This is a genomic window from Rhodanobacter lindaniclasticus (genome assembly GCF_004799035.1).
Taxonomy (GTDB): domain Bacteria; phylum Pseudomonadota; class Gammaproteobacteria; order Xanthomonadales; family Rhodanobacteraceae; genus Rhodanobacter; species Rhodanobacter lindaniclasticus.
Genome location: NZ_MWIO01000003.1, coordinates 12,657 through 31,822, shown reverse-complemented (window position 1 = coordinate 31,822; position 19,166 = coordinate 12,657). Strand labels below are relative to the sequence as shown.

Sequence of the window (19,166 nt, the reverse complement as noted above, 5' to 3'; positions counted from 1 at the left end):
ACGCGTGGCGTGATCATCGCGACGTCGGCGCACGCGTATCGCTGCCGTGTCATGCCAACCGCGCGAATCGGTCCAAAGGATGAACTGGCTCGACGGAATCATCCTGGGCATCCTCGCGCTGTCGGTGCTGATCGGCCTGATGCGCGGACTGGTGGCGGAGGTGCTGTCGCTGGTCACCTGGATCGCCGCGTTCTGGGTGGCGGCGGTGTTCGGGCCGGACGTGGCGGCCTTGTTCGAGAACTCGATCTCGCTGCCGATGGCGCGCATCGGCCTCGGCTATGCGATCTGCTTCTTCGGCGTCCTGCTGCTGGGCATGCTCGTGCGCTTCGCCGCCCGGCGGCTGATCTGGAGCACCGGCCTGACCGGCATGGATCGCCTGCTGGGCGTGTTGTTCGGTTTCGTGCGCGGCGCGCTGGTGGTCACCATCCTGGTGTTCCTGGTCGGGCTCACGGCGGTGACGCGCGAGCCGTGGTGGCAGCAATCCATGTTGCTGCCGCAGTTCCAGGTCGCCGCGGCGTGGCTGGGGCAGAACATCCCCGCCAGCGTGGGCGATCATCTGCATCCCGATGCGATGCTGGACAAGCTCAAGTCGGCGCCGGCGTTGCCGCACGGGCCCGCCGGCTCGTCGACGGCGCCGAGCCTGCTCGATCGGGTGGCGCCGGCCGAATTGCTCAAGCAGGTGGACGGCTTGAGCGGAAAGCTGCACGCCCCCATTTCCGGACGGCAAGGCGCTCCCGCTGCGCCGGCCAGCGCCGCCAGCACGTCGCCTCCCGCGCGGCAACCATAGAATCAGCATTCCCGAAACAGGCCATCCATCATGTGCGGAATCATCGGCATCGTCGGTACCACGGAAGTGGCATCGGCGCTTTATGACGGTTTGACGGTGTTGCAGCACCGCGGCCAGGACGCCGCCGGCATCGCCACGGTGGACGGCTCGCGCCTGCGCCTGCACAAGGGCAACGGCCTGGTGCGCGACGTGTTCGGCCAGCGTGCGATGGGCGAGTTGCGCGGGCGCATCGGCATCGGCCATTGCCGCTACCCCACCGCCGGTTCGGAAGGGTCGGCCGAGGCGCAACCGCTGTACGTCAACTCGCCGTACGGCATCGCCTTCGCGCACAACGGCAACCTGGTCAACACCGACACGCTGCGGCGCGAGATGTTCGAGGGCGATCGCCGCCACATCAACACCGATTCCGATTCGGAGGTGCTGCTGAACGTGCTCGCGCACGAGCTGCAGATCCAGGACCGCATGGAGCTGACCCCGGACCACATCTTCAAGGCCGTGGCCGGCGTGCACGCGCGCGCCCGCGGCGGCTACGCCTGCATCGCGCTGCTGCTGGGCTACGGCCTGGTGGCGTTCCGCGACCCGCACGGCATCCGCCCCCTGGTGCTGGGCGAGCGCGTCACCGCCGAAGGGCACGAGTACGCCGTGGCCTCCGAATCGGTGGCGCTGGACGTGCTGGGTTTCAAGCGGCTGCGCGACGTGATGCCGGGCGAGGCGGTGATCATCACCGACCAGGGCCAGCTGTACAGCCGTCGCTGCGCCGAGGGCGCGGTGCACTCGCCATGCATCTTCGAGTACGTCTACCTGGCGCGGCCTGACTCGATGATCGAGGACGTGTCGGTGTACAAGGCGCGCCTGCGCATGGGCGAGAAGCTGGCCGAGAAGATCCTGCGCGAGCGCCCCGACCACGGCATCGACGCGGTGATCCCGATCCCCGACACCGCGCGCACCGCCGCCAGCGCGCTGGCCGGCGCGCTCGGCGTGCCGTTCCGCGAGGGCTTCGTCAAGAACCGCTACATCGGCCGCACCTTCATCATGCCGGGGCAGGGCGAGCGCGTGAAATCGGTGCGCCGCAAGCTCAATGCGATCGGCCTGGAGTTCAACAAGAAGAACGTGCTGCTGGTGGATGATTCGATCGTGCGCGGCACCACCTCGAAGCAGATCATCCAGATGGCGCGCGAGGCCGGCGCAAGGAACGTCTACTTCGCCTCCGCCGCGCCGCCGGTGCGCTATCCCAACGTGTACGGCATCGACATGCCGTCGGCCAGCGAACTGGTCGCCGCCGGCCGCACCGAGCAGGAGGTGGAAAAGCTGCTCGGCGCCGACTGGCTGATCTACCAGGATCTCAAGGATCTCGAATGGTCGGTGCGCGACGGCAACGAGAACCTCAGGCATTTCGATTCCTCGTGCTTCTCCGGCGAATACGTCACCGGCCTGGACGACCAGTACCTGGAACAGATCCAGATGCTGCGTTCCGACGACGCCAAGGCCGCACGGCGCATCATGTAAACCGCAGGAGCGCACTGGTGCGCGATGCTTTCTGTCGGGATTCGGGATTCCAAAGAAGAGCATCGCGCGCGAGTGCGCTCCTGCAGGAAGCCCCATGTCCGATCTGCATGCCGCCGCCAAAGCCTGCCTCGACGCCACCGAGCCGACCGAAAAGCTGCGCCTGACGCACGAAACCTGGCAGGCCTTCCGGCGCGGCGAATTGCAGGCCGATCCGTCGTCGCCTCCGCCCGAACCGATCGGCCCGCCGGGGCGCCCGGCGCGGCCGCGGCTGGTCAACGCACGCCAGCTGCCGCAGCGCGGACTGGGCAGTGCCGAAGGCCGCGTCGCCCTGGTACATGCGGTGGCGCACATCGAGTTCAACGCGATCAACCTGGCCTGGGACGCGGTCTACCGCTTCCGCGGCAAACCGCACGACTACTACCGCGACTGGGCCAGCTGCGCCCACGACGAGGCGCGCCACTTCGCCATGCTGTCCGCGCGGCTGGCCGGGCTTGGCCACGCCTACGGCGATTTCGACGCCCACGACGGCCTGTGGCAGATGGCCGAGAAAACCGCCGGCAACGACACCGCACGCATGGCGCTGGTGCCGCGCGTGCTCGAAGCGCGCGGGCTGGACGTCACCCCGGGCATGATCGAGCGCCTGCGCCAACTGGGCGACGAAGCCACCGTCGCCATCCTGGAAGTGATCCTGCGCGAGGAGGTCGCCCACGTCGCCGCCGGCACGCGCTGGTATCTCCACTGCTGCGAACGCGACGGCATCGAGCCGGTGGAAACCTTCTTCGGCCTGATCCGCGACTACATGGGCGTCGACCTGCGTGGACCGTTCAATCGCCCGGCGCGGATGGAGGCGGGGTTTTCCCCGGAAGAACTGGATCGGCTCACTCGCTTGGCCGAAAGCTCACGTCCGTCGGGTGATGCAACTCCGCCGTCGCGATCGCGCAGCCCAGCCGGGATGAACTAGCGCCAGACTACCCGCGGTTCGGCCGGCCGCAGCGCCACAGGTCGCGCAGTCGACCAGTAACCTGCTGCCTGTTCGCGTGCTTGAGCTCGTGCGGCGCCGTTGTCCGCGATCAGGGTCTGCACGGCACCGGCGATCTGCACCTGCGCCATTCGGGCAGCGGCCCCGTATTCGAGCGCGAATGCACGCGTGCCATTTTCGCTGAGGACGATCTGGCTGATGTGATCCAAATCCATTCTTGCGAGTCGCCAAGACCGGTGCAGCGACGAGGTTCTCGCTCCGCATGACGGGATGCCGCAGGTCGAGATCCTCAAGAACTTCTCACGGGCGCGTGGCAGATGTGCCTCAGGGCACCGTTCCCCATTCGGCGATGATGGCGTTCAGGATGGCGGCGTTGGTGCCGGTGTTGGCGCCTGGGCAGGTCATCAGGTATCGCCGACGCAGTTGGGAGGTTGCGGGCGCGTCGAAGTACGGGTCGAAGACCACCAGACTGAAGAAGAACGTGGTCGCAGGCGCGCAGGCGGCACCGCCGGTGGCACCATCACCGGACATGCCGGCCATGCAGGTATAGACAGCGCACGGGTCGATGCTTTGTGCGCGTGCAGGCGCGATTGTGAGCAGGGTGGCGATGCCCATGGTCAGGGTCGCGAGCAGCATGGTTGGCTTCATGGCATGTCTCCGATGCATGAGGTGATTGCTGGTGCGGATTTTCAGAGGGCGTGCGCCGGGCCAGGAACGATTCCGGCGTTGCTCCTCGGATGGCAGCCACAGGTGAATCCGTTGTTGATCGGTGGCTGCAGGAAAACCGGTGTCGAGTTGACTTCGCAGTACGCGTCATGGCGTGGCAAACCCGTTGGGGCGACTGCAATCCTTGAACAGCACGTGACATTCCTGGTGCCCGGTTTTGGTGCAAGCCCTGACGGCGTAGACCTCAGCTCCGATTTCCGTGGCATCGGCCTGTACGCCCCATGCCGCGTCGCTTATGGCGAATGCGCCACAGCCGTTTTCATATGCAAGTACCAACCGACAGTCCACGCCGCCTTTGGACTGGCAGTCCTTCATTGCACCTTCTTTCGCCTCATTCTCGGTCGGAGCTTCGACAACTGAGCCGATGGTTCGGCGTTCGTCATCCCACGCGATGGCTCCCCAATCGGGCTTCCATTCAAGTGGTGGAACAGGGCGTGGCGGTGGTGGCGGGGGACTGCGTGGCGCTTGCTGTTGCTCGTAGCTCGCCATGGGTCTGCAGGCGCCTGGATCTTGCGCGCTGGGCGCGCCGCCGGTTGGCAGAAAGCCCGTCGGACAGCCATTTTCACCGTGAGCGATGGGGGCGGCCATGAGCAGCAAGCCGATCAGCAACCATCGCGATGCAATCGACGTCATGGTCAGTGCCTTCCGGTCGCTGAGGGCTTGATGGAATCGGTTGCGACGACGGTTGCAACGGTGGTGCGGTGGAGACCGTTACCCGTATTGAGGATGGCGGTACCGGTAGCGGGATTACCGAGACCATGCAGTAGCGGCGCATTCGCGTAACTTCCTGGCGGCTGCCCCTGGGGGCCGGGTGCACTGGCTGGACCCGCGAAAGCCGAGTAGTGCATGAAGTTGCCCAGCGTGCCCTGGAAGAACATGGCGGCCATGGGCGGGACGGAGACGATCAGCACGGTCATCAGCAGGCCCAGGCCACCTTGTTGCAGGGCCTGCCTGGACAGGCCCTCGGCGCCGTTGCCCGTGATGTTGTTGATGAGATTGGATGTCCACAGCGCCGCGGCCACGCGCAGGGTGAGCTGCAGCACCAGTGAGCTGACGAAAGCAAGAACGGCCATCGAGAACACGGTGCCGATGCCGTACAGCAGCCAGCGCTGAAACAGTGATTTGGTTTGTTCGAAGATCAGGCAGAGGATGAATAGCGGCCCGAGGCCGATGAAGAGGGCCAGGGCGAACTGGTACATCAGCAGCATGGCAGCCGCGGCCATCGGCGGGGCGGCGGTGCCGAAGCCGGCCATCAGCAGGGCGTTCTGCTTGGTCTGGGCCAGGTCGGTGTCGCCCGGGGAGATCTGCACGGCATCGATGGCCTGCAGTGCCAATTGTGTCCAGGCGAGGTTCTCGTCGATGGTTTGCGCTGCGGTGCTGTTGTCACCGGTGAAGAGTTGGTTGACCTCGGTGCTGAGATCGGTGGTCAGGAAGTGGTGCAGGTTCGCGCCAAGCATGCTCATCGTGGTGGCGGCGGTGACGATGATGGCGACCCGGGTCATGCTCATCACCAACGCCATCATGGAGTCGCGCGACTGACCGGTGATCATGCGGTAGCCCTGAATCATGATCCACAGGGTCACCAGCACCAGGGCAATTCCGCTGGCCCAGGTCATCAGGTTGGCCATCAGATCCATGCCGAAGGTATTGATCTGGTTGCTCAACCAGTTGTAGATCAATACGAAATAGACGAAGCCCATCGTGCCCGATCCCTGTTCAGTGTGATGAGGCAGTCGATTTCGATTGCCCGTCGCGCAAGTTCGCGTCAGTGGAACGCAGCGGCGAACATGCCCGCCTGGATCACCCTGCCGAGGGCGGTATGACTGCCGTCGAGGAGTTCCCGAGCCTGCACGCTCTTCTGGCCTTGCAGGTAGCTGATCATCTGGTCGTCGGCGTTGATCTGGCCTTTCCAGGTCTGCATTTCGTTGTCGAGTGCGAGGCTGTTCATCTGCATGTTCGACATGGTTCCGGCAAGGGCGCCTTCGCTGGACCCGCCGTCATCCTGCTGCTTTTGCAGTGACTTCAGCTTGTTCGAGTAATCCTGGAGCCGCTTCATCATCTTGACGGTGAGGTTGTATTTGTTGATCTCGCGGAACTTGATCTGTTCGCAGATGACCTGCTGGTTCCTGAGGATCGACGCATTCACGTCGGGGGTGAACACCTGCAGCAAACCGGAGACCGCCCCCGCCACGCCGTCCCCGTTGGCGCTGGGGCATGCGCGCTCAACTTGATCCCGCGCATCCGACTGGGAGATTTCTTCGTAGTTGTTCTGCATGGTGGGCAGGCTGAAATCCATGTGGGTCAGGCGAATCAGTTGCTGCTGGTAGTGCTGTACGACCGCCTGATAGTGCGCAATCTCCTTGGCATACTGCGCCATTGTCTTGGCGAAGTCGGCGACGTCCTGGGCGATATGGGCCGGGTCGATGGTGACGACCTGGGCATGACTGCTGGTGCCGGCCGTGCCGCAAACGGCGCCGATGCCAAGAATGAGCACCACCTTGCATGCGTTGCGCCGGCCAAAGTTGCTCCGGGTCCGATGGTTCATGGCAATTTCCTCCAGGGGGGCGTCGTGGGTGGGAACTACATGCTGGCCGAACGGGGCGGGATGGAAGGTTGCGGGGATCTGCCGGGCATCGGCTTGCCGCTGCCCTTGCGGTTCTCGTAGAACCGCGTGAGCCATTGCTCCGGCTGCAGCGCGTCGACGCTGATGCCTTCGGCGGCGGCACATTCACGCAGTACTTCGTGCATGATCTCGATGTTGTCGGTGGACGCGGAGATGACGGCGAGCGCGTCGTCCATGCCACGCAGGTTCAACTGGCAGACCGCACTGGCGTGCCCCTGCTTGACCAGGAAGCAGCGCGAACGCTCATCCAGGCTCACCACGACCTGGTATTCGGCGTCGGTCAGTTTCAGGCCGTCGACGTAATCCCCGCGGCTGGCATTCGGGTTGGGCAGCAGGATCATCGTTGCGGTCTGCTCGATCAGCGCCGCGGCGATGTCGCTGGCCAGCGCGTCCTCGGGGCTTTGCGTGGCGAAGATGCCCAGGCCGTTCTGCTTGCGGATCGTCTTCTGCTTGTTCTTGGCGAATTCCTTGAGTCCGCCCTTGCCGTCGAGGATCTTCCAGAACTCGTCCATCACGTAGATCAGCGGGCGTCCGTCGATCAGCGCCTCCAGCCTGTGCAGCAGGTAGTTGATGACCGGCACGCGTGCTTCGGGGTTGTCGATCAGCTCGGTGTAGTCGAAGCCGATGATGTTGGCCTTTTCCAGGTCGATGGTGTCGATCGGGTTGTCGAATACCCATCCCAGCGAATTTCCGGCCGTCCATTTGCGCATCCGGATGAACAGGCCGTCGTCACCCATGTTGGGCAGGCTCTTCTGGAAGTTGGTCAGCGTGCGCAGGGGCATGGGCGTGTCGAGCATGTTCTCCACGGCGCGGAAGATGTCTTCTTCCTCGCGCGAGCTGTAGGTGCTCTTGCCGGCCATCACCTTGACCAGCTCGGCCAGGAACTGCACGTTGGCTTCGTTGCGTTCGCAGTGGAAGGGGTTGAAGCCGGTGGGCTTGCCATTTTCCAGGGCCAGGTAGTTGCCGCCGCAGGCGCGCACGAAGATCTCGGCGCCGCGATCCTTGTCGAAGAAGAAGATCGTCGGCGATGGCTGCAGCTTCTGCACCTGGCTGAGCAGGAAGTTGATCAACGCAGTCTTGCCGGTGCCGGACTTGCCGATGACCATGGTGTTGGCGATGGCCTTCTCGCCCAGTGAATTCTCCGCCGGATGGGTGGCGTGGAAATTGAAGTGGTACGCCTGTCCGTTGGTGGTCTGCAGGGTGGTGACGCAGTCGCCCCAGGGGTTGTTCTCCTTCTTGCCGGTGGCAAAGTTGTGCAACGGCGACAGGCCGAGGAAGTTGAGCGAGCTGACGTTGGCCAGGCGCGTCCGGTACTTCCAGTTGCCCGGAAACTGCGCGTAGAACGCCGCGGTGACGGCCAGGTCCTCCTTGACAGAGACGAATCCCGCGTTCGACAACTCGGCGCGGGTGCTGGCGATCTGCTGCGCCAATGCCTTCTGGCTGGCGGCGTAGATGGCCATCGAGAAGTGGTACTCGCCCAGCACGAAGTTGCCGGAGGCCAGCTGGTCCATGGCGTGGTCGAGCTCGGCGATCTGGCTGAAGGCCTTGTCGCCGGAGGAGATCATCATGCCCTTGGTGCGATCCAGCGCCTTGAGCGCATCCTGCCGGCCCATGGGGCTGAAGGAATGGGTGATGACGTATTCGAAGTCGAGGTACTTCAGGCCGTTGAGAATGCCCGGATAGGTCCCGTCGGTGTATTCCTTGATGTTGAGGATGGCGCCGAAGTGATTGACGCCATCAGGCGTGGTGATCACGTAGTCGCCGGTCTTAGCCGAGAAACGCTGCTTGCTGACCGGCAGGTAGTCGCACACGGGCGCACTGAGCACCGGTACCGGTTCGTCGATGCGGTTGAGCAGGTAGCCGTACAACTCCAGCGCCTCGGAGAACACGACGCCGTTGGCCGCCTCGTACATGCCCAGTCGGCAGGGTGCGTAGTCCTTCAGCACGGCCTCCATGTTCCCCGCAAGCTCGAGTACGGCGCTCACCGCGTCGCGTTGTTCGGACTCCAGCCGCGACAGGTCGGCCGACTTCTCCACGAAGCGCTTGCCCGTCACGATGGGGCGATACATGAGTGTGAGGTACAGCTCGTTCTGCATCAGTTTTTGCGCAGACAGGCCTTTGTAGTAATCGTCGGACAAGTCCTGATTGAAGGGCTGCGTGAAACGACTGTGGTCATCCAGCCGTCGGCGCCGACGCACGTCGTGGATCCAGAACGCCACATTGACGAAATCGGGTGCGCGCAGGGTTTGCAGCAGGCGATTGAAGGTGTTGTGGCGGTGCTCGATCTCCCACTCTTCACGCCCCACGAAGGGCAGCCCGCCCAGGCGCCACGCCAGCAGGAAATCGCCACCGGTGGTCTTGAGCACGGTCGGCGACACGTGCGTCGACAGAGGCAGGAATTCGGCAATGGACGTGTCCGGGGCAAATTCGGGTTTTGGCTTGGGCATGGTTTCGAGTCCTGCAGATTCAGCGGCATCGCGGCTGCGGGGATCGCGTCACATCACGACTTGTCGTTGCGCTGGCCGCGATGGTGGTTGGGGGTGAACACCCACATGCCATCGTTGTCGCCGAGGTTCCTCATCCTGGTGCGGAACTGCAGGCGCAGCCCCAGCAGGCGAAAGATCATTTCGTCGCGTCGTGCCATCTGGCGCATCACGAAGATGACCAGCGGCAGCAACAGCAGGTAGAGGAAGTTGGTGTACACCGCCACGAGGAAGCACCCGCCCGCTGCCATGAAGAACGGCACGTAAGGCACGCCCATGAACATGGGCGGGCGGGTGCAACCGCGGAACAGCGCGTTTCTATGCATAGAAGTGGAGCGCGTGCACGAGCACGCTGGCGGTGCACTGCGTGGCGCCAGCGTCGGTCGTGCTGCCGGCAAGGAACATCTTGGCGATTTGCCCCGCCGCGCCGATCAATACCGCGCCGATCAGCACCGGGGCGACATCGCCGATGCGCTTGTGGGCGAAGGCGATCTGGTAGCCGGAGAACACGATGGCGATTGTCACCACCACGACCGAGATCGCGTTGAGGATCATGTTGATGTTGGTGGCGAACTTGCAGGTGGTGTCGATCGTGCCGGTGGCGTCCTGCGCGAGCGCGAGGTTCGGCAGCACCAATGCCAGCAGCATGGCTGCGCAGAGGAACGTGAACCAGCGCGTACGCGAGGAGGTGAGGATGCTTTCGTTGCCGAGGGAGGTGGTGGCCATCACGGGGTTCCTTGTCAGGAGTTGCAGTGGAGTGCGGTCATCGCTGGATGACTGCCGGGAGCTGGCCGCGGGAAGCGACCGAAAGGGTTGCGCGGTGGTGTCGGTGACGCGAAAGGCAGGCGATGCGCCGTCGTCTCGGGGGCACGGTTCTGTGCATTGGCGGCACGCCATGCCGCGGTACCGCTCCAGCGATTGGCGTCAAAAGACGAAGGCGGCATCACGCTGCTCCATGCGCAAGTCGGCACGGTCGTGCCGTGGGGTGGGTGTGTCCGCGGTTGGGGTGGCTGAAGCCACGGCCGGATCACCGGGGCTGCGCACCTGCGGCTCGAACACGCCGTCGGCCGTCGTGCCGACGAACTCGGGCGGAGCGGGCTGGCGGGTTGGCGCGTTCGATGATGGCGGCCGCGTATCGTCGTGCTGCAACTGGGCGGTGGCGCTTGTGCTGGCGTTGGGGAAGCCCGCCACGGGAGTTGCCGCCAGCGCGGATTCGTTGCTTACGTTGCCGGGCGTGGCTGGACTCAGCCGTGATGCGGGCGCCGTCGTGACGGCTGCCATCGACATGCTGCGCAGTGCGATCCGGTAGTGGGCGTTGTCACCGGGATGGACCACCAGTGGCGGCACGGCGCTTCTGCCGGCAGTGACTTCCGCGGTGGGTTGCGTGCGTGTCGGTACAACGGTCGGGACGTTGGAAGCGGGCGTGGTGACCGCCAGTCCGGCTTCGGCTGCGCGGTCCATTGAGGCGTATACCTTCTGTACGTAACCGTCGCGAAAGCCGGTGGTGAAGTTGCCGGAGTAGTAGCAGCTGAAGGCCTTGCCCCAGTCGCCGTGGGCGCTGTCGTGGCAGCGGGCGAGAATCTGCGCGCCCGCGGCCAGGTTGTCGCACGCGTTGAAGGCCTTGCGGTAGGAATCCAGTCCGTAGCGGCCCAGGTTGGCCCGGTTGACTTGGGCAATGCCGACGGAGAAGTTGTAGCCCCTGTTCTCCAGCATGCGCGCGGTGGCCAGCGCTTCTTCCATGTTGCGTGGCTGGCGTGCGAGCTTGCCGCCGACGACGCCGATCGCGTAGGGGTTGGCGCCGGATTCGACCTGTACGATGTGCTGCATCACCTGTGGCGATACGGCCAGGTTGGGACAGGCGAGCATTTCCATCTCGGGCAGCATCAGGATTCCGCCGCTTCACGTTGCGGGTTGAAGTCGATGCCGGTGATGTGGCGGCTGCCGGCATGCGCGCTGATGTGCACCACGATGTCGATGGTCATTTTCAGCAGGCGCTTGATGGTGTTGAACTCCAGGCCTGCGCCTTCGCTTGATGCCTTGACCATCAGCGCGAGCTGATCCCAGGTTTGCCGGGTACTGCCGGCATGGCAACTGGTGATCGAGCCGGGATGACCGGAGGCGCAATTGCGGATGAAGTAGAACGACTCGTCGCCACGCAGCTCGGCCAGGATGATGCGGTCGGGTTTCATGCGCAGGCATGCTTCCATGCAGCTTTTGGCGGTGACGTGGCTGGTGCTCTGGCCGCCTTTGGAATACAGCAGGTGCACCACGTTGGGCTGGTCGATGAAGAGTTCGCGCGCGTCTTCGATGGTGACCAGGCGCTCGTCGTCGGGGATGTGGTTGACCAGCGACTTCATGAACGTGGTCTTGCCGCTGCCGGTGGCGCCGGCGACGACGATGTTCTTCTTGTTCAGCACGGCCTTGCGGAAGAACTCCGCGTAGTTGCGCGCGCTGCGCAGTTCGAGCAGCTCGCTGTCCAGCTCGCTGAGCCCGTGGTCCACTTCCACGACCTTGTCGAAGAAGCCGTCGCTTTCGTACTGCGCCAGGGTCCGGCGCTGCCGCGAGGGGAGGCGGATGGTGATCGAGACGCGATCGGCCTCGCATGCGGGGGGTATCACGAGCTGTGCGCGTTGCCCGGTGGGAAAGGTCAGCGAAACGACCGGGTCGATGTCGGTGATGCGCTGGCCGGTGTTGCTCTCGTTGATCACCGCCGTGCAGAACTGCCGCGCACGCTCGAAAGTCAGCGAGGGCACCTCGATGCGTTGCCAGCCCTGGCGGTTCTCCACGTAGATCTCGCCAGGCCGGTTGATGCAGATCTCGGTGACCTCGGCATTGGCCATGTGCTCGCGCACGCCCAGCACCTCGTACTGGTAGTCGAGGAAATCACTGGAAACCTGTGCGTTCACGTCGTCCATGGCGTTGGCAGTCTTCAGGGCATTCAGAAGCGGGCAACCACGCCGCTGAAATCCACGTCCTTGGCGACGTAGACATAGATGACGGTGCCCTGGTTGATGGTGACCGTGGGGCGCCGGTTGGCCGCTTCGCGCACGGCCTGATCGGCCAGCTGCTGCACGGTCTGCGCGGTATTGCTTTCGAACGGCGTCTGGGTGACGAAGCCGTTGCCGACCGTGCTGTTGCGCGGACCGTGTTCGGCGGCTTCGTACTTGAACGCGTCGCTGAGCAGGCTGATCAGCAGCGCCGAGCTGACGCGCTGACCCCAGTGGGCGTCGTAATGGCCGGGCAGGCCGGCACCGCCCAGGTTGTCCATGCCGGGACTCGCCATATTCACGTCGATGCCGGTGGGCGTGATGATGCGGTCCCACACCACTTCCATGCGGTTGCCGGTCGGCTTGTGGTTGTAGGCGCCGAGCAGCTTCGATCCCTTGGGCAGCAGCAGCGTGTGACCATTGAACGAGTACACCGGCTCGGTGACCAGGCAGGTGGAGAAGCCGGGCACGTCGGAGACGATGCGCGTTTCGAGCACGCAGCGGATATAGGTGCCGCGCTGCATCAAGGTGTCGGCGTGAGGCAGGGCCTGGGCGCTGGTCGGGCCGGTCTGCTCGCCGGTAGGCAGCCGCGCATCGGTGCCGCTCGGGAGGCCGTGCGCATTGGCGGACGGGTCCTGTGTCTCCGCGCCGCTGGCGGCGATGCGCCGCTGCAGCAGGGTGGGGCCGCGCGCCATCGGTGGCTGTACCGTCGTGGCGGGAAGCGATGGGACCGCGCTGGCGGGCAATACCGGAATGGGCGGTGTCGGCGGCTGGCTGGGCACCGTCGGGGAAGGAGGCAACTGCGGCACTCGCAGGGTGTTCGGGGCCTCGGCGACGGTGACCTTCTCCTCGCGTGGTTTCGGTTGCTCGCGGCGGCTGCCCGCGCCGGTGAACATCCAGTAGGCAACGAACATCAGCAGCAACACCACCGCACCCAGCAGCAGCAAGGCCCGCCGGTTCATCCGGCGCAGCTCGACCGCACGCAGCTGCGGCGCGTTGGCATCCAGATCCGGCTCGTGGCCGCGCTGGATGTGGCTGGCGTAAGGATTGCCGGCGAGCGGCTCGCGGTTCCCGTGCGCGCCGCCCGCGTGCTCGTCGTCGGCGCGTTCGTCGCCGGGATGCTGATGGTTGTTCACTTGGGCGTGTTCCTGCGCAGGCCCACGACGTCGTTGCCGTGGCGGATGACCAGATAGTTGTAGGTGCCGTGGACGATGATGGTGTTGCCCTCGACGGTGGTGTTCACCAGCGAGTCCTCACCGTGCGCCTGCTCGCGCATGTACACGGCGGGGAAATCGCCGCTGGGGAACTGTTTGAGGTCGCTCATCTTGAGATAGGTGAAGCGGCCATCGTCGTAGGCGTTGACCGGTACCAGCCACGGCGCGGCTTTGCTCCTGGTGGCGTAGTCGTAGTCGAAGTTGTAGCTGCGGTCGGGCAGCAGATCGCTGTCCTGCGCGGGAACTTTCAGCTGCTTCTTTTCGTGGGAGAAACTGGTGTCGGCCGGGTAGGTGAAGGTGATCTTGTACTGCACGCCGTCGTGCCGCGCCTCGGCGAGAGTTTTCCAGTCGGTCGCCACCACCTTGAGTTCGAAGATGTACGAATGCGTGGCGGTGCGCACCATCATGTTGGTGTCCACGTCCACGTTCCGCGGCTTCAGGTAGAACACGTTTTCCCGACGCGTGAGGTCCCAGCCGCTGCTGAAGCCGGTGCTGTAGTCGAGGATCTTTTCGCTCGGGCTCAGCTCGATCTGGGTGGTGATGCCCAGGCCGGTGCGTACCGGGTAGATCACGTCGGCGGCGTATTCGTAATGGGTCAGCACCTGCTCCGCGCCTTGCGGGTGTGCGGCAGCAGCGGCGGTGCACAGGGCGGCGCCGAGCCACCAGATGCTTGTTCGGTTCATCGGGGACCTGCTCCAGGGAGAGTGTCGGTGGCAGCGGCGGCCGGTGGCGCCGCTGCGGGCGCAGACGCGGCAGCCATGGCCGGTGCCGGCTGCGTCGTTGCCGGCGATACGGACACTTCCGGCGGCGGCGCCATGGCGTAGTCGTCGTCCACCCGGTAGCTGGTGACCCAGAAGCCGAGCGGGTTCTCGACCCGGCTCTGGTCGTCCATTTCCAGGTTCTGCTTGTAGGTGAAGGCGATGGTGGCGATCTTGTTGTCCAGCGGACGGGTTGCGCCGTTCTGTTTGTTGTAGAGGCTGCGCTGGAATCGCACGGTCGCGCCGCGCGGCGTCTTGCCGGGACCGCCGCCGACCAGCTGGATGCTCAGCAGCTTGATGCGGATCGCCTGGTCCTTGCCGAACTGCTTGATGAGGCTGTCGGGATTGCTGTTGGCAAACAGTTGCACGTAGGGCGCCTTGACCCCGGCCGACGCCATCGTCTGCACCGTCTTCCAGTCGCGCAGATTGACCAGCTCCAGATCGTACGACTCGCGCGCCAGCACGAAATGCGCCACGTTGCTGCGGTTGACCGCTTCGCGCGTGGTGATCCCGCGCATGGCGAAGTCGCCGTCCAGCCGCGCCACCGTGGCGGTGCCGGTGTAGGCATCGGCCATCACCAGATAGGGCACTCTTTGCTTCAGCGGCAGCATGAAGTAGTAGCCACCGGAGAGGGCCAGCGCCAGCGCAACGGCTGTCCAGGCCACCCACCACGCTCGACGCTCGCTGCGTCGCGCCAGCTCGGCGATGGTCAGCTCGAACCGGGTTGACTGCGCGATGCTGCGCTCTATCGCGCTGCCGGATGTGGGTTTCCTCGCCATCAGGAGATTCCCCGTGGCGATACGCGGAAGAAGCCCCGGGCAATCATGGCGTGGCCGCCTCGGTCTTCGGACCATTGCCGCTCGCGGCCGGTGCGGACGAGGGTGCGTGGCGGTCTCTGGATGTCACCAGGATCTCGCCCGACTGCACCGCCACCCGTACGCCCTGTGCGGCGTAGACTGCATTGAGCTCGCCGACGGCCGCTTCGATGTCCGGGGTGCGTAGCGTGGCCACGGCTTGGTACAGCGTCACGTCGTAGCTGAGCTGGTAGTCGAGGCTACGTTCGGTGTCATGGGCCCAGCGCGCCAGCATCGACTTCAGTGTTCCGTCGACCGGCGCGGCAAAGTAGACGTAATGGCGGTGCAGCGGTATCTCGGTGGGCACGGTGCGGAAATGGTTGACCGGACGCCAGCTGCCCTTGAAGTCCTTTGCCGTGGGCGTGCCGCAGGCGGCGAGAAGAAGGCAGGCAAGGGTGAGCGCGCCGGAGGCGATCCGGCTGGGCGTTTTCTGTTTCACGTCGATCCAGGCATGGTGAAGGAGCGTGCCGCCGGTCGGGCCTGCCGCCGGCGTTGCAACGGGCTGTGGGTGCGCATCGGAGGGCAGTCCGCGCTGGTGCGCGGCTGTCCTTCCGGGCATGAAAGGGATGGGCTCCTGTGTTCCCCTGCAATCCATTCGAGTACACCAACAATCCGCTGTCGTGAATCACTTGCGTTGCGGAGAAATCCCGCGAAACGCAGCGCCTGTACTTCCCGGGCTCCCGGTGTCAATGCGCTGGAGTGATGCAGCGATTCACCGGAACATGCAGTTCGGTCCCCCTGACCGAACGCTTTTTCATGATCCGGTGCGACATGCGCACCGTCAACCGATCCGGTCTAAGAAAATTTCCGGTGTTGCGTGATCTGTTTCACGTTGAAACGAACGCATCGCGCATGACGAACCGGCGGTTTTTGTGTCGATCCTTGAAGATGGTTCGCCGCTGTTTCGTGGCGGCAAAACTCCTTGTGGCAAGGGTTTTCCATGCACACACGCGGAAATGCCCCGGTGTTTCCGGAGAGGTGCACGACGATAAGCATGGCAACCCGCACGCCCGTGTTCGCCTACGCCGTGCCGGGTTCGCGCCTGGCGTGATGGCGGGATGCACCTACACGACGCGGGACGAATGGACGGCCATTTTCGGAATGATGATGGCTTGGCAAGGCACGATGTCGCCTCGCAGGCGGCACCACCGTTCCAGTCCCGGGTTTTCCACAGCTTCTGTGCGTCGCCGTTGTACAAGCCTGTGGACAACCCCGGCAGCGTCCTTTGCCGACAGCCACTTGCCTCGCGTTGATGATTTCCTGCGCAGCGGTGCGGCAGTTCTCCACAGCCGGTGTGGAGCATGTCGCGCAAAGCCTGTGGACAAGATGCCTATCTGCTTGACCGCAAAGGGAGCGTCTACGGCGTGGGCAAAATTTGCGCGGGTTGGTGCCGGCTCCGCCGCCGCGGCACGCGGAGCGGCAGTTTGCGTACACTGGCCTTTTCGTTGCGCTGGAGGTTCCACGATGAAACGCACTTTGTTCGCGCTCGCCCTGGCCGGTCTGGTCACCACGGCGATGGCCGCGGCGCCTGCGCTGCCCACCACGGCTGCGCCGGCCGGCGCCGAGGTCTACATCATCTCGCCTGCCGATGGCGCCACCGTCGGTCCGGAGGTCACCGTGCGCTTCGGCCTGAAAGGCATGGGCGTGGCGCCGGCCGGCGTGGTGAAGGAGAACACCGGCCACCATCACCTGCTGGTCGACGTGAAGGATCTTCCCGCCGCCGGCCAGCCGATTCCGGCTGATGCGCAGCACATCCATTTCGGCGGTGGCCAGACCCAGGCCACGCTGAAGCTGACCCCGGGCACCCACACCCTGCAACTGGAACTGGGCGACGCCAACCACGTGCCGTTCGAGCCGGCGCTGGTATCGAAGAAGATCACCATCCACGTGAAATGAGCGCGGCCCGGAGCCGGGCGGGTGGTCGGCGGCAGATCGGCTAAAATGGGCAGCTTCGCCCTGACGCCGCCGACTACCGATGACCGTACGTACCCGCTTCGCTCCCAGCCCCACCGGCTTTTTGCATATCGGTGGGGCGCGCACCGCGCTGTATTGCTGGCTGGAGTCGCGTCGTCGCGGCGGGCAGTTCATCCTGCGCATCGAGGACACCGATCGCGAGCGCTCCACCGACGTGGCGGTGCAGGCGATCCTCGACGGGATGCACTGGCTCGGCCTCGATGCCGACGAGGGCCCGTTCTACCAGACGCAGCGGCTGGCCCGGTACAAGCAGGTGGCCGACGAACTGGTCGCCGCCGGCAAGGCCTACTACGCCTACGAGAGCAAGGAAGAGATCGAGGCGATGCGCGAGGCCGCCATGCAGGCGGGCGAGAAGCCGCGCTACAACGGCTACTACCGCGACCGCAACGAACCTTTCCGTGACGACCCGAATCGGGTGATCCGCTTCCGCAATCCCGCCGAGGGCTCGGTGGTGTTCGAGGACAAGGTCAAGGGCCGCATCGAGATCGCCAACAGCGAGCTGGACGACCTGGTGATCTTCCGCTCCGACGGCTGGCCGACCTACAACTTCGCCGTGGTGGTGGACGACATCGACATGGGCGTCACCGAGGTGATCCGCGGCGACGACCACGTCAACAACACGCCGCGGCAGATCAACATCTACCACGCACTCGGCGCGCCGGTGCCGGAGTTCGCGCACCTGCCGATGATCCTGGACCAGGAGGGCAAGAAGCTGTCCAAGCGCACCAACGCGGTCAGTGTGATGGATTATCGCGAGCAGGGTTTCCTGCCCCACGCGATCCTCAACTACCTGGTGCGGCTGGGCTGGTCGCACGGCGACCAGGAGATCTTCTCGCGCGAGGAGATGATCGCGCTGTTCGACATCGCCGACGTCAACAAGGCGGCCTCGCGCTTCGATACCGAGAAGCTGGCGTGGCTGAACCAGCACTACCTGAAGACGGACGAGCCGCAGTCGTTCGTCGCCGAGTTCGAGTGGCACCTGCAGCGTGTTGGCGTGGACATCACGAAGGGCCCCGCACCGGTCGAGGTGATCGCGGCGCTGCGCGAACGCGTGCACACGCTGAAGGAAATGGCCGAGCGCGCGAAGATCTGGTACGGCCCGATCACCGCATGGGACGACAAGGCCGTGGCGAAACATCTCGGCAATGCCAGTGCGCCGGGCGTGCTGGAGGCGGCCAGGGCGCTGCTGGCGGCGTGCGAGTGGAAGCCGGCGGCGATCCACCAGGTCATCGAACAGCTGGCGGTGCAGCTTGAGCTGGGCATGGGCAAGGTGGCGCAGCCGCTGCGGGTGGCGATGACCGGCACCCAGGTCTCGCCCTCGATCGAGGACACGATCTATCTTACCGGGCGCGAGGAAGCGATCCGCCGCATCGACGCCGCGATGGCCATGGCCCATGCCTGAGTCGGCGGCACGGCGCGGCCGGCGCCGGTCTCGCCGTGGGTGAGCTGCTGGCCCGCGCCACCCAGGGCGTCGATCTCGACGCCCCTGGCGCGTTCTGGCACGTTTTCCTCAACCTGTTGAATATGGTGCCGTGGGCGGCCATGTTCTGGTGGAACCTGCTGTTCGTTGCCGTGGGCCTGCTGCTCGGCTGGTGGCGCAGGCGCGTGCTGGAAGCGGTCCTGTGGTCCTGGGTGCTGGGGCCGATAGGCTGGGTCGTGATCCTGTGCAAGCCCCGCGGCAAGCCACCCGTGAAACCCCCTCCGATACCGCGCTGAGCCCGCGGGCGGCGGATGTATGATCGAGGCGAGGTGAATGCTTTGAACCACGATGTTGCCGACAACACGCACGCGCACCACCCGCATCACCATCATGACGCGAAGGGTTTCGTGCGCGCGGTGGAGCACGCCAGCGAGGAGCGTGGCCTGCGCCTGACGCCGCTGCGCAAGGAAGTGCTGGAACTGATCGCGGCTTCGCGCAAGCCGGTCAAGGCCTACGACCTGCTCGACCAGCTGCGCGAGCAGCATGGCAACGCGGCCCCGCCCACGGTTTATCGCGCACTGGATTTCCTGCTGGAGAACGGCTTCATCCACAAGCTGGAGTCGATCAACGCCTTCGTCTCCTGCCACCACCCGACTGAAGCGCATCAGGTGCCGTTCCTGATCTGCGACAAATGCTCGAGCGCGCAGGAGGTCTGCGACGAGCGGGTGGCCGAGTTGATCGAGGCGCAGGCCCGCGCGCTGGGCTTCCGGCCGCAGGCGCAGACGCTGGAAGTCCACGGCCTGTGCCGGGCCTGCCGCAAAGCCTGAACGGGAGCCACCATGCAGTGGCGTGACT

The 19,166-nt window shown here is 64.9% G+C and carries 21 protein-coding genes; 7 read left to right on the top strand and 14 right to left on the bottom strand.

Annotation, left to right across the window (positions count from 1 at the left end; translation table 11 throughout):
- The first annotated feature begins 79 nt into the window (after window positions 1-79).
- The 3 genes from B1991_RS00770 (at window position 80) to B1991_RS00760 (ending at window position 3,254) form a co-directional block, all read left to right on the top strand.
- Window positions 80-787: a CvpA family protein gene (locus B1991_RS00770; protein ID WP_136256795.1), complete on the top strand. Its 708-nt coding sequence runs from the start codon at window positions 80-82 to the stop codon at window positions 785-787.
- Window positions 788-817: 30 nt separating this feature from the next.
- Window positions 818-2,293, top strand: a complete 1,476-nt coding sequence (purF, locus tag B1991_RS00765) for an amidophosphoribosyltransferase (RefSeq protein WP_136256794.1) — start codon at window positions 818-820, stop codon at window positions 2,291-2,293.
- Window positions 2,294-2,387: 94 nt separating this feature from the next.
- Window positions 2,388-3,254 carry a ferritin-like domain-containing protein gene (locus B1991_RS00760; RefSeq protein WP_136256793.1) on the top strand — a complete coding sequence of 289 codons (867 nt, stop codon included), beginning with the start codon at window positions 2,388-2,390 and terminating at the stop codon, window positions 3,252-3,254.
- Here the strand turns inward: B1991_RS00760 and B1991_RS00755 are convergent.
- From B1991_RS00755 to B1991_RS00690, 14 genes are all read right to left on the bottom strand, one after another.
- Complete coding sequence (locus B1991_RS00755; RefSeq protein ID WP_136256792.1) at window positions 3,251-3,487, bottom strand: hypothetical protein; 237 nt, start codon at window positions 3,485-3,487, stop codon at window positions 3,251-3,253. The two genes, B1991_RS00760 and B1991_RS00755, sit on opposite strands and share 4 nt — an antisense overlap.
- Before the next feature lie 109 nt (window positions 3,488-3,596).
- Window positions 3,597-3,920, bottom strand: coding sequence for a hypothetical protein (locus tag B1991_RS00750; RefSeq protein ID WP_136256791.1), 324 nt, complete (start codon window positions 3,918-3,920; stop codon window positions 3,597-3,599).
- A 165-nt stretch (window positions 3,921-4,085) separates the two neighbouring features.
- On the bottom strand, window positions 4,086-4,631 hold the full coding sequence (locus tag B1991_RS00745; RefSeq protein WP_136256790.1) for a DUF4189 domain-containing protein: 546 nt from the start codon (window positions 4,629-4,631) through the stop codon (window positions 4,086-4,088).
- Between the two features lie 2 nt (window positions 4,632-4,633).
- Entirely contained in the window at window positions 4,634-5,698 is a 1,065-nt protein-coding gene (locus B1991_RS00740; protein WP_246031013.1) for a TrbL/VirB6 family protein, read from the bottom strand.
- A 65-nt stretch (window positions 5,699-5,763) separates the two neighbouring features.
- Window positions 5,764-6,543 (bottom strand): TrbJ/VirB5 family protein, encoded by a 780-nt coding sequence (locus B1991_RS00735; protein ID WP_136256789.1) that lies wholly within the window; start codon window positions 6,541-6,543, stop codon window positions 5,764-5,766.
- 35 nt (window positions 6,544-6,578) lie between these two features.
- Window positions 6,579-9,068, bottom strand: coding sequence for a VirB4 family type IV secretion/conjugal transfer ATPase (locus B1991_RS00730; protein ID WP_136256788.1), 2,490 nt, complete (start codon window positions 9,066-9,068; stop codon window positions 6,579-6,581).
- Window positions 9,069-9,121: 53 nt separating this feature from the next.
- Window positions 9,122-9,430 carry a VirB3 family type IV secretion system protein gene (locus B1991_RS00725; RefSeq protein WP_136256787.1) on the bottom strand — a complete coding sequence of 103 codons (309 nt, stop codon included), beginning with the start codon at window positions 9,428-9,430 and terminating at the stop codon, window positions 9,122-9,124.
- On the bottom strand, window positions 9,423-9,830 hold the full coding sequence (locus B1991_RS00720) for a TrbC/VirB2 family protein (RefSeq protein WP_136256786.1): 408 nt from the start codon (window positions 9,828-9,830) through the stop codon (window positions 9,423-9,425). Before B1991_RS00720 ends, B1991_RS00725 begins: the two co-directional genes overlap by 8 nt.
- 198 nt (window positions 9,831-10,028) lie before the next feature.
- Window positions 10,029-10,988 (bottom strand): lytic transglycosylase domain-containing protein, encoded by a 960-nt coding sequence (locus B1991_RS19155; protein WP_136256785.1) that lies wholly within the window; start codon window positions 10,986-10,988, stop codon window positions 10,029-10,031.
- Entirely contained in the window at window positions 10,988-12,019 is a 1,032-nt protein-coding gene (virB11, locus tag B1991_RS00710; protein ID WP_136256784.1) for a P-type DNA transfer ATPase VirB11, read from the bottom strand. The genes B1991_RS19155 and virB11 overlap by 1 nt, the downstream gene beginning before the upstream one ends.
- A gap of 23 nt (window positions 12,020-12,042) precedes the next feature.
- Window positions 12,043-13,227 (bottom strand): TrbI/VirB10 family protein, encoded by a 1,185-nt coding sequence (locus tag B1991_RS00705; protein WP_136256783.1) that lies wholly within the window; start codon window positions 13,225-13,227, stop codon window positions 12,043-12,045.
- Window positions 13,224-13,988 (bottom strand): TrbG/VirB9 family P-type conjugative transfer protein, encoded by a 765-nt coding sequence (locus B1991_RS00700; protein ID WP_136256782.1) that lies wholly within the window; start codon window positions 13,986-13,988, stop codon window positions 13,224-13,226. Before B1991_RS00700 ends, B1991_RS00705 begins: the two co-directional genes overlap by 4 nt.
- The gene (locus tag B1991_RS00695) at window positions 13,985-14,842 is read right to left on the bottom strand and encodes a VirB8 family type IV secretion system protein (RefSeq protein WP_246031012.1); all 858 of its coding nucleotides are present in this window, start codon (window positions 14,840-14,842) and stop codon (window positions 13,985-13,987) included. Before B1991_RS00695 ends, B1991_RS00700 begins: the two co-directional genes overlap by 4 nt.
- A gap of 43 nt (window positions 14,843-14,885) precedes the next feature.
- Window positions 14,886-15,356 (bottom strand): hypothetical protein, encoded by a 471-nt coding sequence (locus B1991_RS00690; RefSeq protein ID WP_210772065.1) that lies wholly within the window; start codon window positions 15,354-15,356, stop codon window positions 14,886-14,888.
- Between the two features lie 1,025 nt (window positions 15,357-16,381).
- On the opposite strand from B1991_RS00690, the gene B1991_RS00685 reads away from it, so the two are divergent.
- From B1991_RS00685 to B1991_RS00670, 4 genes are all read left to right on the top strand, one after another.
- Window positions 16,382-16,813, top strand: a complete 432-nt coding sequence (locus tag B1991_RS00685; RefSeq protein WP_136256781.1) for a DUF4399 domain-containing protein — start codon at window positions 16,382-16,384, stop codon at window positions 16,811-16,813.
- A 79-nt stretch (window positions 16,814-16,892) separates the two neighbouring features.
- Window positions 16,893-18,293 carry a glutamate--tRNA ligase gene (gene gltX, locus B1991_RS00680; protein WP_136256780.1) on the top strand — a complete coding sequence of 467 codons (1,401 nt, stop codon included), beginning with the start codon at window positions 16,893-16,895 and terminating at the stop codon, window positions 18,291-18,293.
- A gap of 35 nt (window positions 18,294-18,328) precedes the next feature.
- Window positions 18,329-18,607 (top strand): hypothetical protein, encoded by a 279-nt coding sequence (locus B1991_RS00675; RefSeq protein WP_136256779.1) that lies wholly within the window; start codon window positions 18,329-18,331, stop codon window positions 18,605-18,607.
- Window positions 18,608-18,622: 15 nt separating this feature from the next.
- A complete protein-coding gene (locus tag B1991_RS00670) occupies window positions 18,623-19,138 on the top strand; it encodes a transcriptional repressor (RefSeq protein WP_136256778.1) in 516 nt (171 codons plus the stop codon).
- Window positions 19,139-19,166 lie beyond the last annotated feature (28 nt).

Excerpts from the sequence above, each read along its gene's own strand:
- B1991_RS00745 (WP_136256790.1), bottom strand. The coding sequence starts at position 4,631 with ATGACGTCGATTGCATCGCGATGGTTGCTGATCGGCTTGCTGCTCATG.
- B1991_RS00755 (WP_136256792.1), bottom strand. The coding sequence starts at position 3,487 with ATGGATTTGGATCACATCAGCCAGATCGTCCTCAGCGAAAATGGCACG.
- B1991_RS00685 (WP_136256781.1), top strand. The coding sequence starts at position 16,382 with ATGAAACGCACTTTGTTCGCGCTCGCCCTGGCCGGTCTGGTCACCACG.
- B1991_RS00740 (WP_246031013.1), bottom strand. The coding sequence starts at position 5,698 with ATGGGCTTCGTCTATTTCGTATTGATCTACAACTGGTTGAGCAACCAG.
- B1991_RS00725 (WP_136256787.1), bottom strand. The coding sequence starts at position 9,430 with ATGCATAGAAACGCGCTGTTCCGCGGTTGCACCCGCCCGCCCATGTTC.
- virB11 (WP_136256784.1), bottom strand. The coding sequence starts at position 12,019 with ATGGACGACGTGAACGCACAGGTTTCCAGTGATTTCCTCGACTACCAG.
- B1991_RS00760 (WP_136256793.1), top strand. The coding sequence starts at position 2,388 with ATGTCCGATCTGCATGCCGCCGCCAAAGCCTGCCTCGACGCCACCGAG.
- B1991_RS19155 (WP_136256785.1), bottom strand. The coding sequence starts at position 10,988 with ATGCTGCCCGAGATGGAAATGCTCGCCTGTCCCAACCTGGCCGTATCG.
- B1991_RS00670 (WP_136256778.1), top strand. The coding sequence starts at position 18,623 with ATGTATGATCGAGGCGAGGTGAATGCTTTGAACCACGATGTTGCCGAC.
- B1991_RS00720 (WP_136256786.1), bottom strand. The coding sequence starts at position 9,830 with ATGGCCACCACCTCCCTCGGCAACGAAAGCATCCTCACCTCCTCGCGT.
- B1991_RS00730 (WP_136256788.1), bottom strand. The coding sequence starts at position 9,068 with ATGCCCAAGCCAAAACCCGAATTTGCCCCGGACACGTCCATTGCCGAA.
- gltX (WP_136256780.1), top strand. The coding sequence starts at position 16,893 with ATGACCGTACGTACCCGCTTCGCTCCCAGCCCCACCGGCTTTTTGCAT.
- B1991_RS00700 (WP_136256782.1), bottom strand. The coding sequence starts at position 13,988 with ATGAACCGAACAAGCATCTGGTGGCTCGGCGCCGCCCTGTGCACCGCC.
- purF (WP_136256794.1), top strand. The coding sequence starts at position 818 with ATGTGCGGAATCATCGGCATCGTCGGTACCACGGAAGTGGCATCGGCG.
- B1991_RS00735 (WP_136256789.1), bottom strand. The coding sequence starts at position 6,543 with ATGAACCATCGGACCCGGAGCAACTTTGGCCGGCGCAACGCATGCAAG.
- B1991_RS00750 (WP_136256791.1), bottom strand. The coding sequence starts at position 3,920 with ATGAAGCCAACCATGCTGCTCGCGACCCTGACCATGGGCATCGCCACC.
- B1991_RS00695 (WP_246031012.1), bottom strand. The coding sequence starts at position 14,842 with ATGGCGAGGAAACCCACATCCGGCAGCGCGATAGAGCGCAGCATCGCG.
- B1991_RS00770 (WP_136256795.1), top strand. The coding sequence starts at position 80 with ATGAACTGGCTCGACGGAATCATCCTGGGCATCCTCGCGCTGTCGGTG.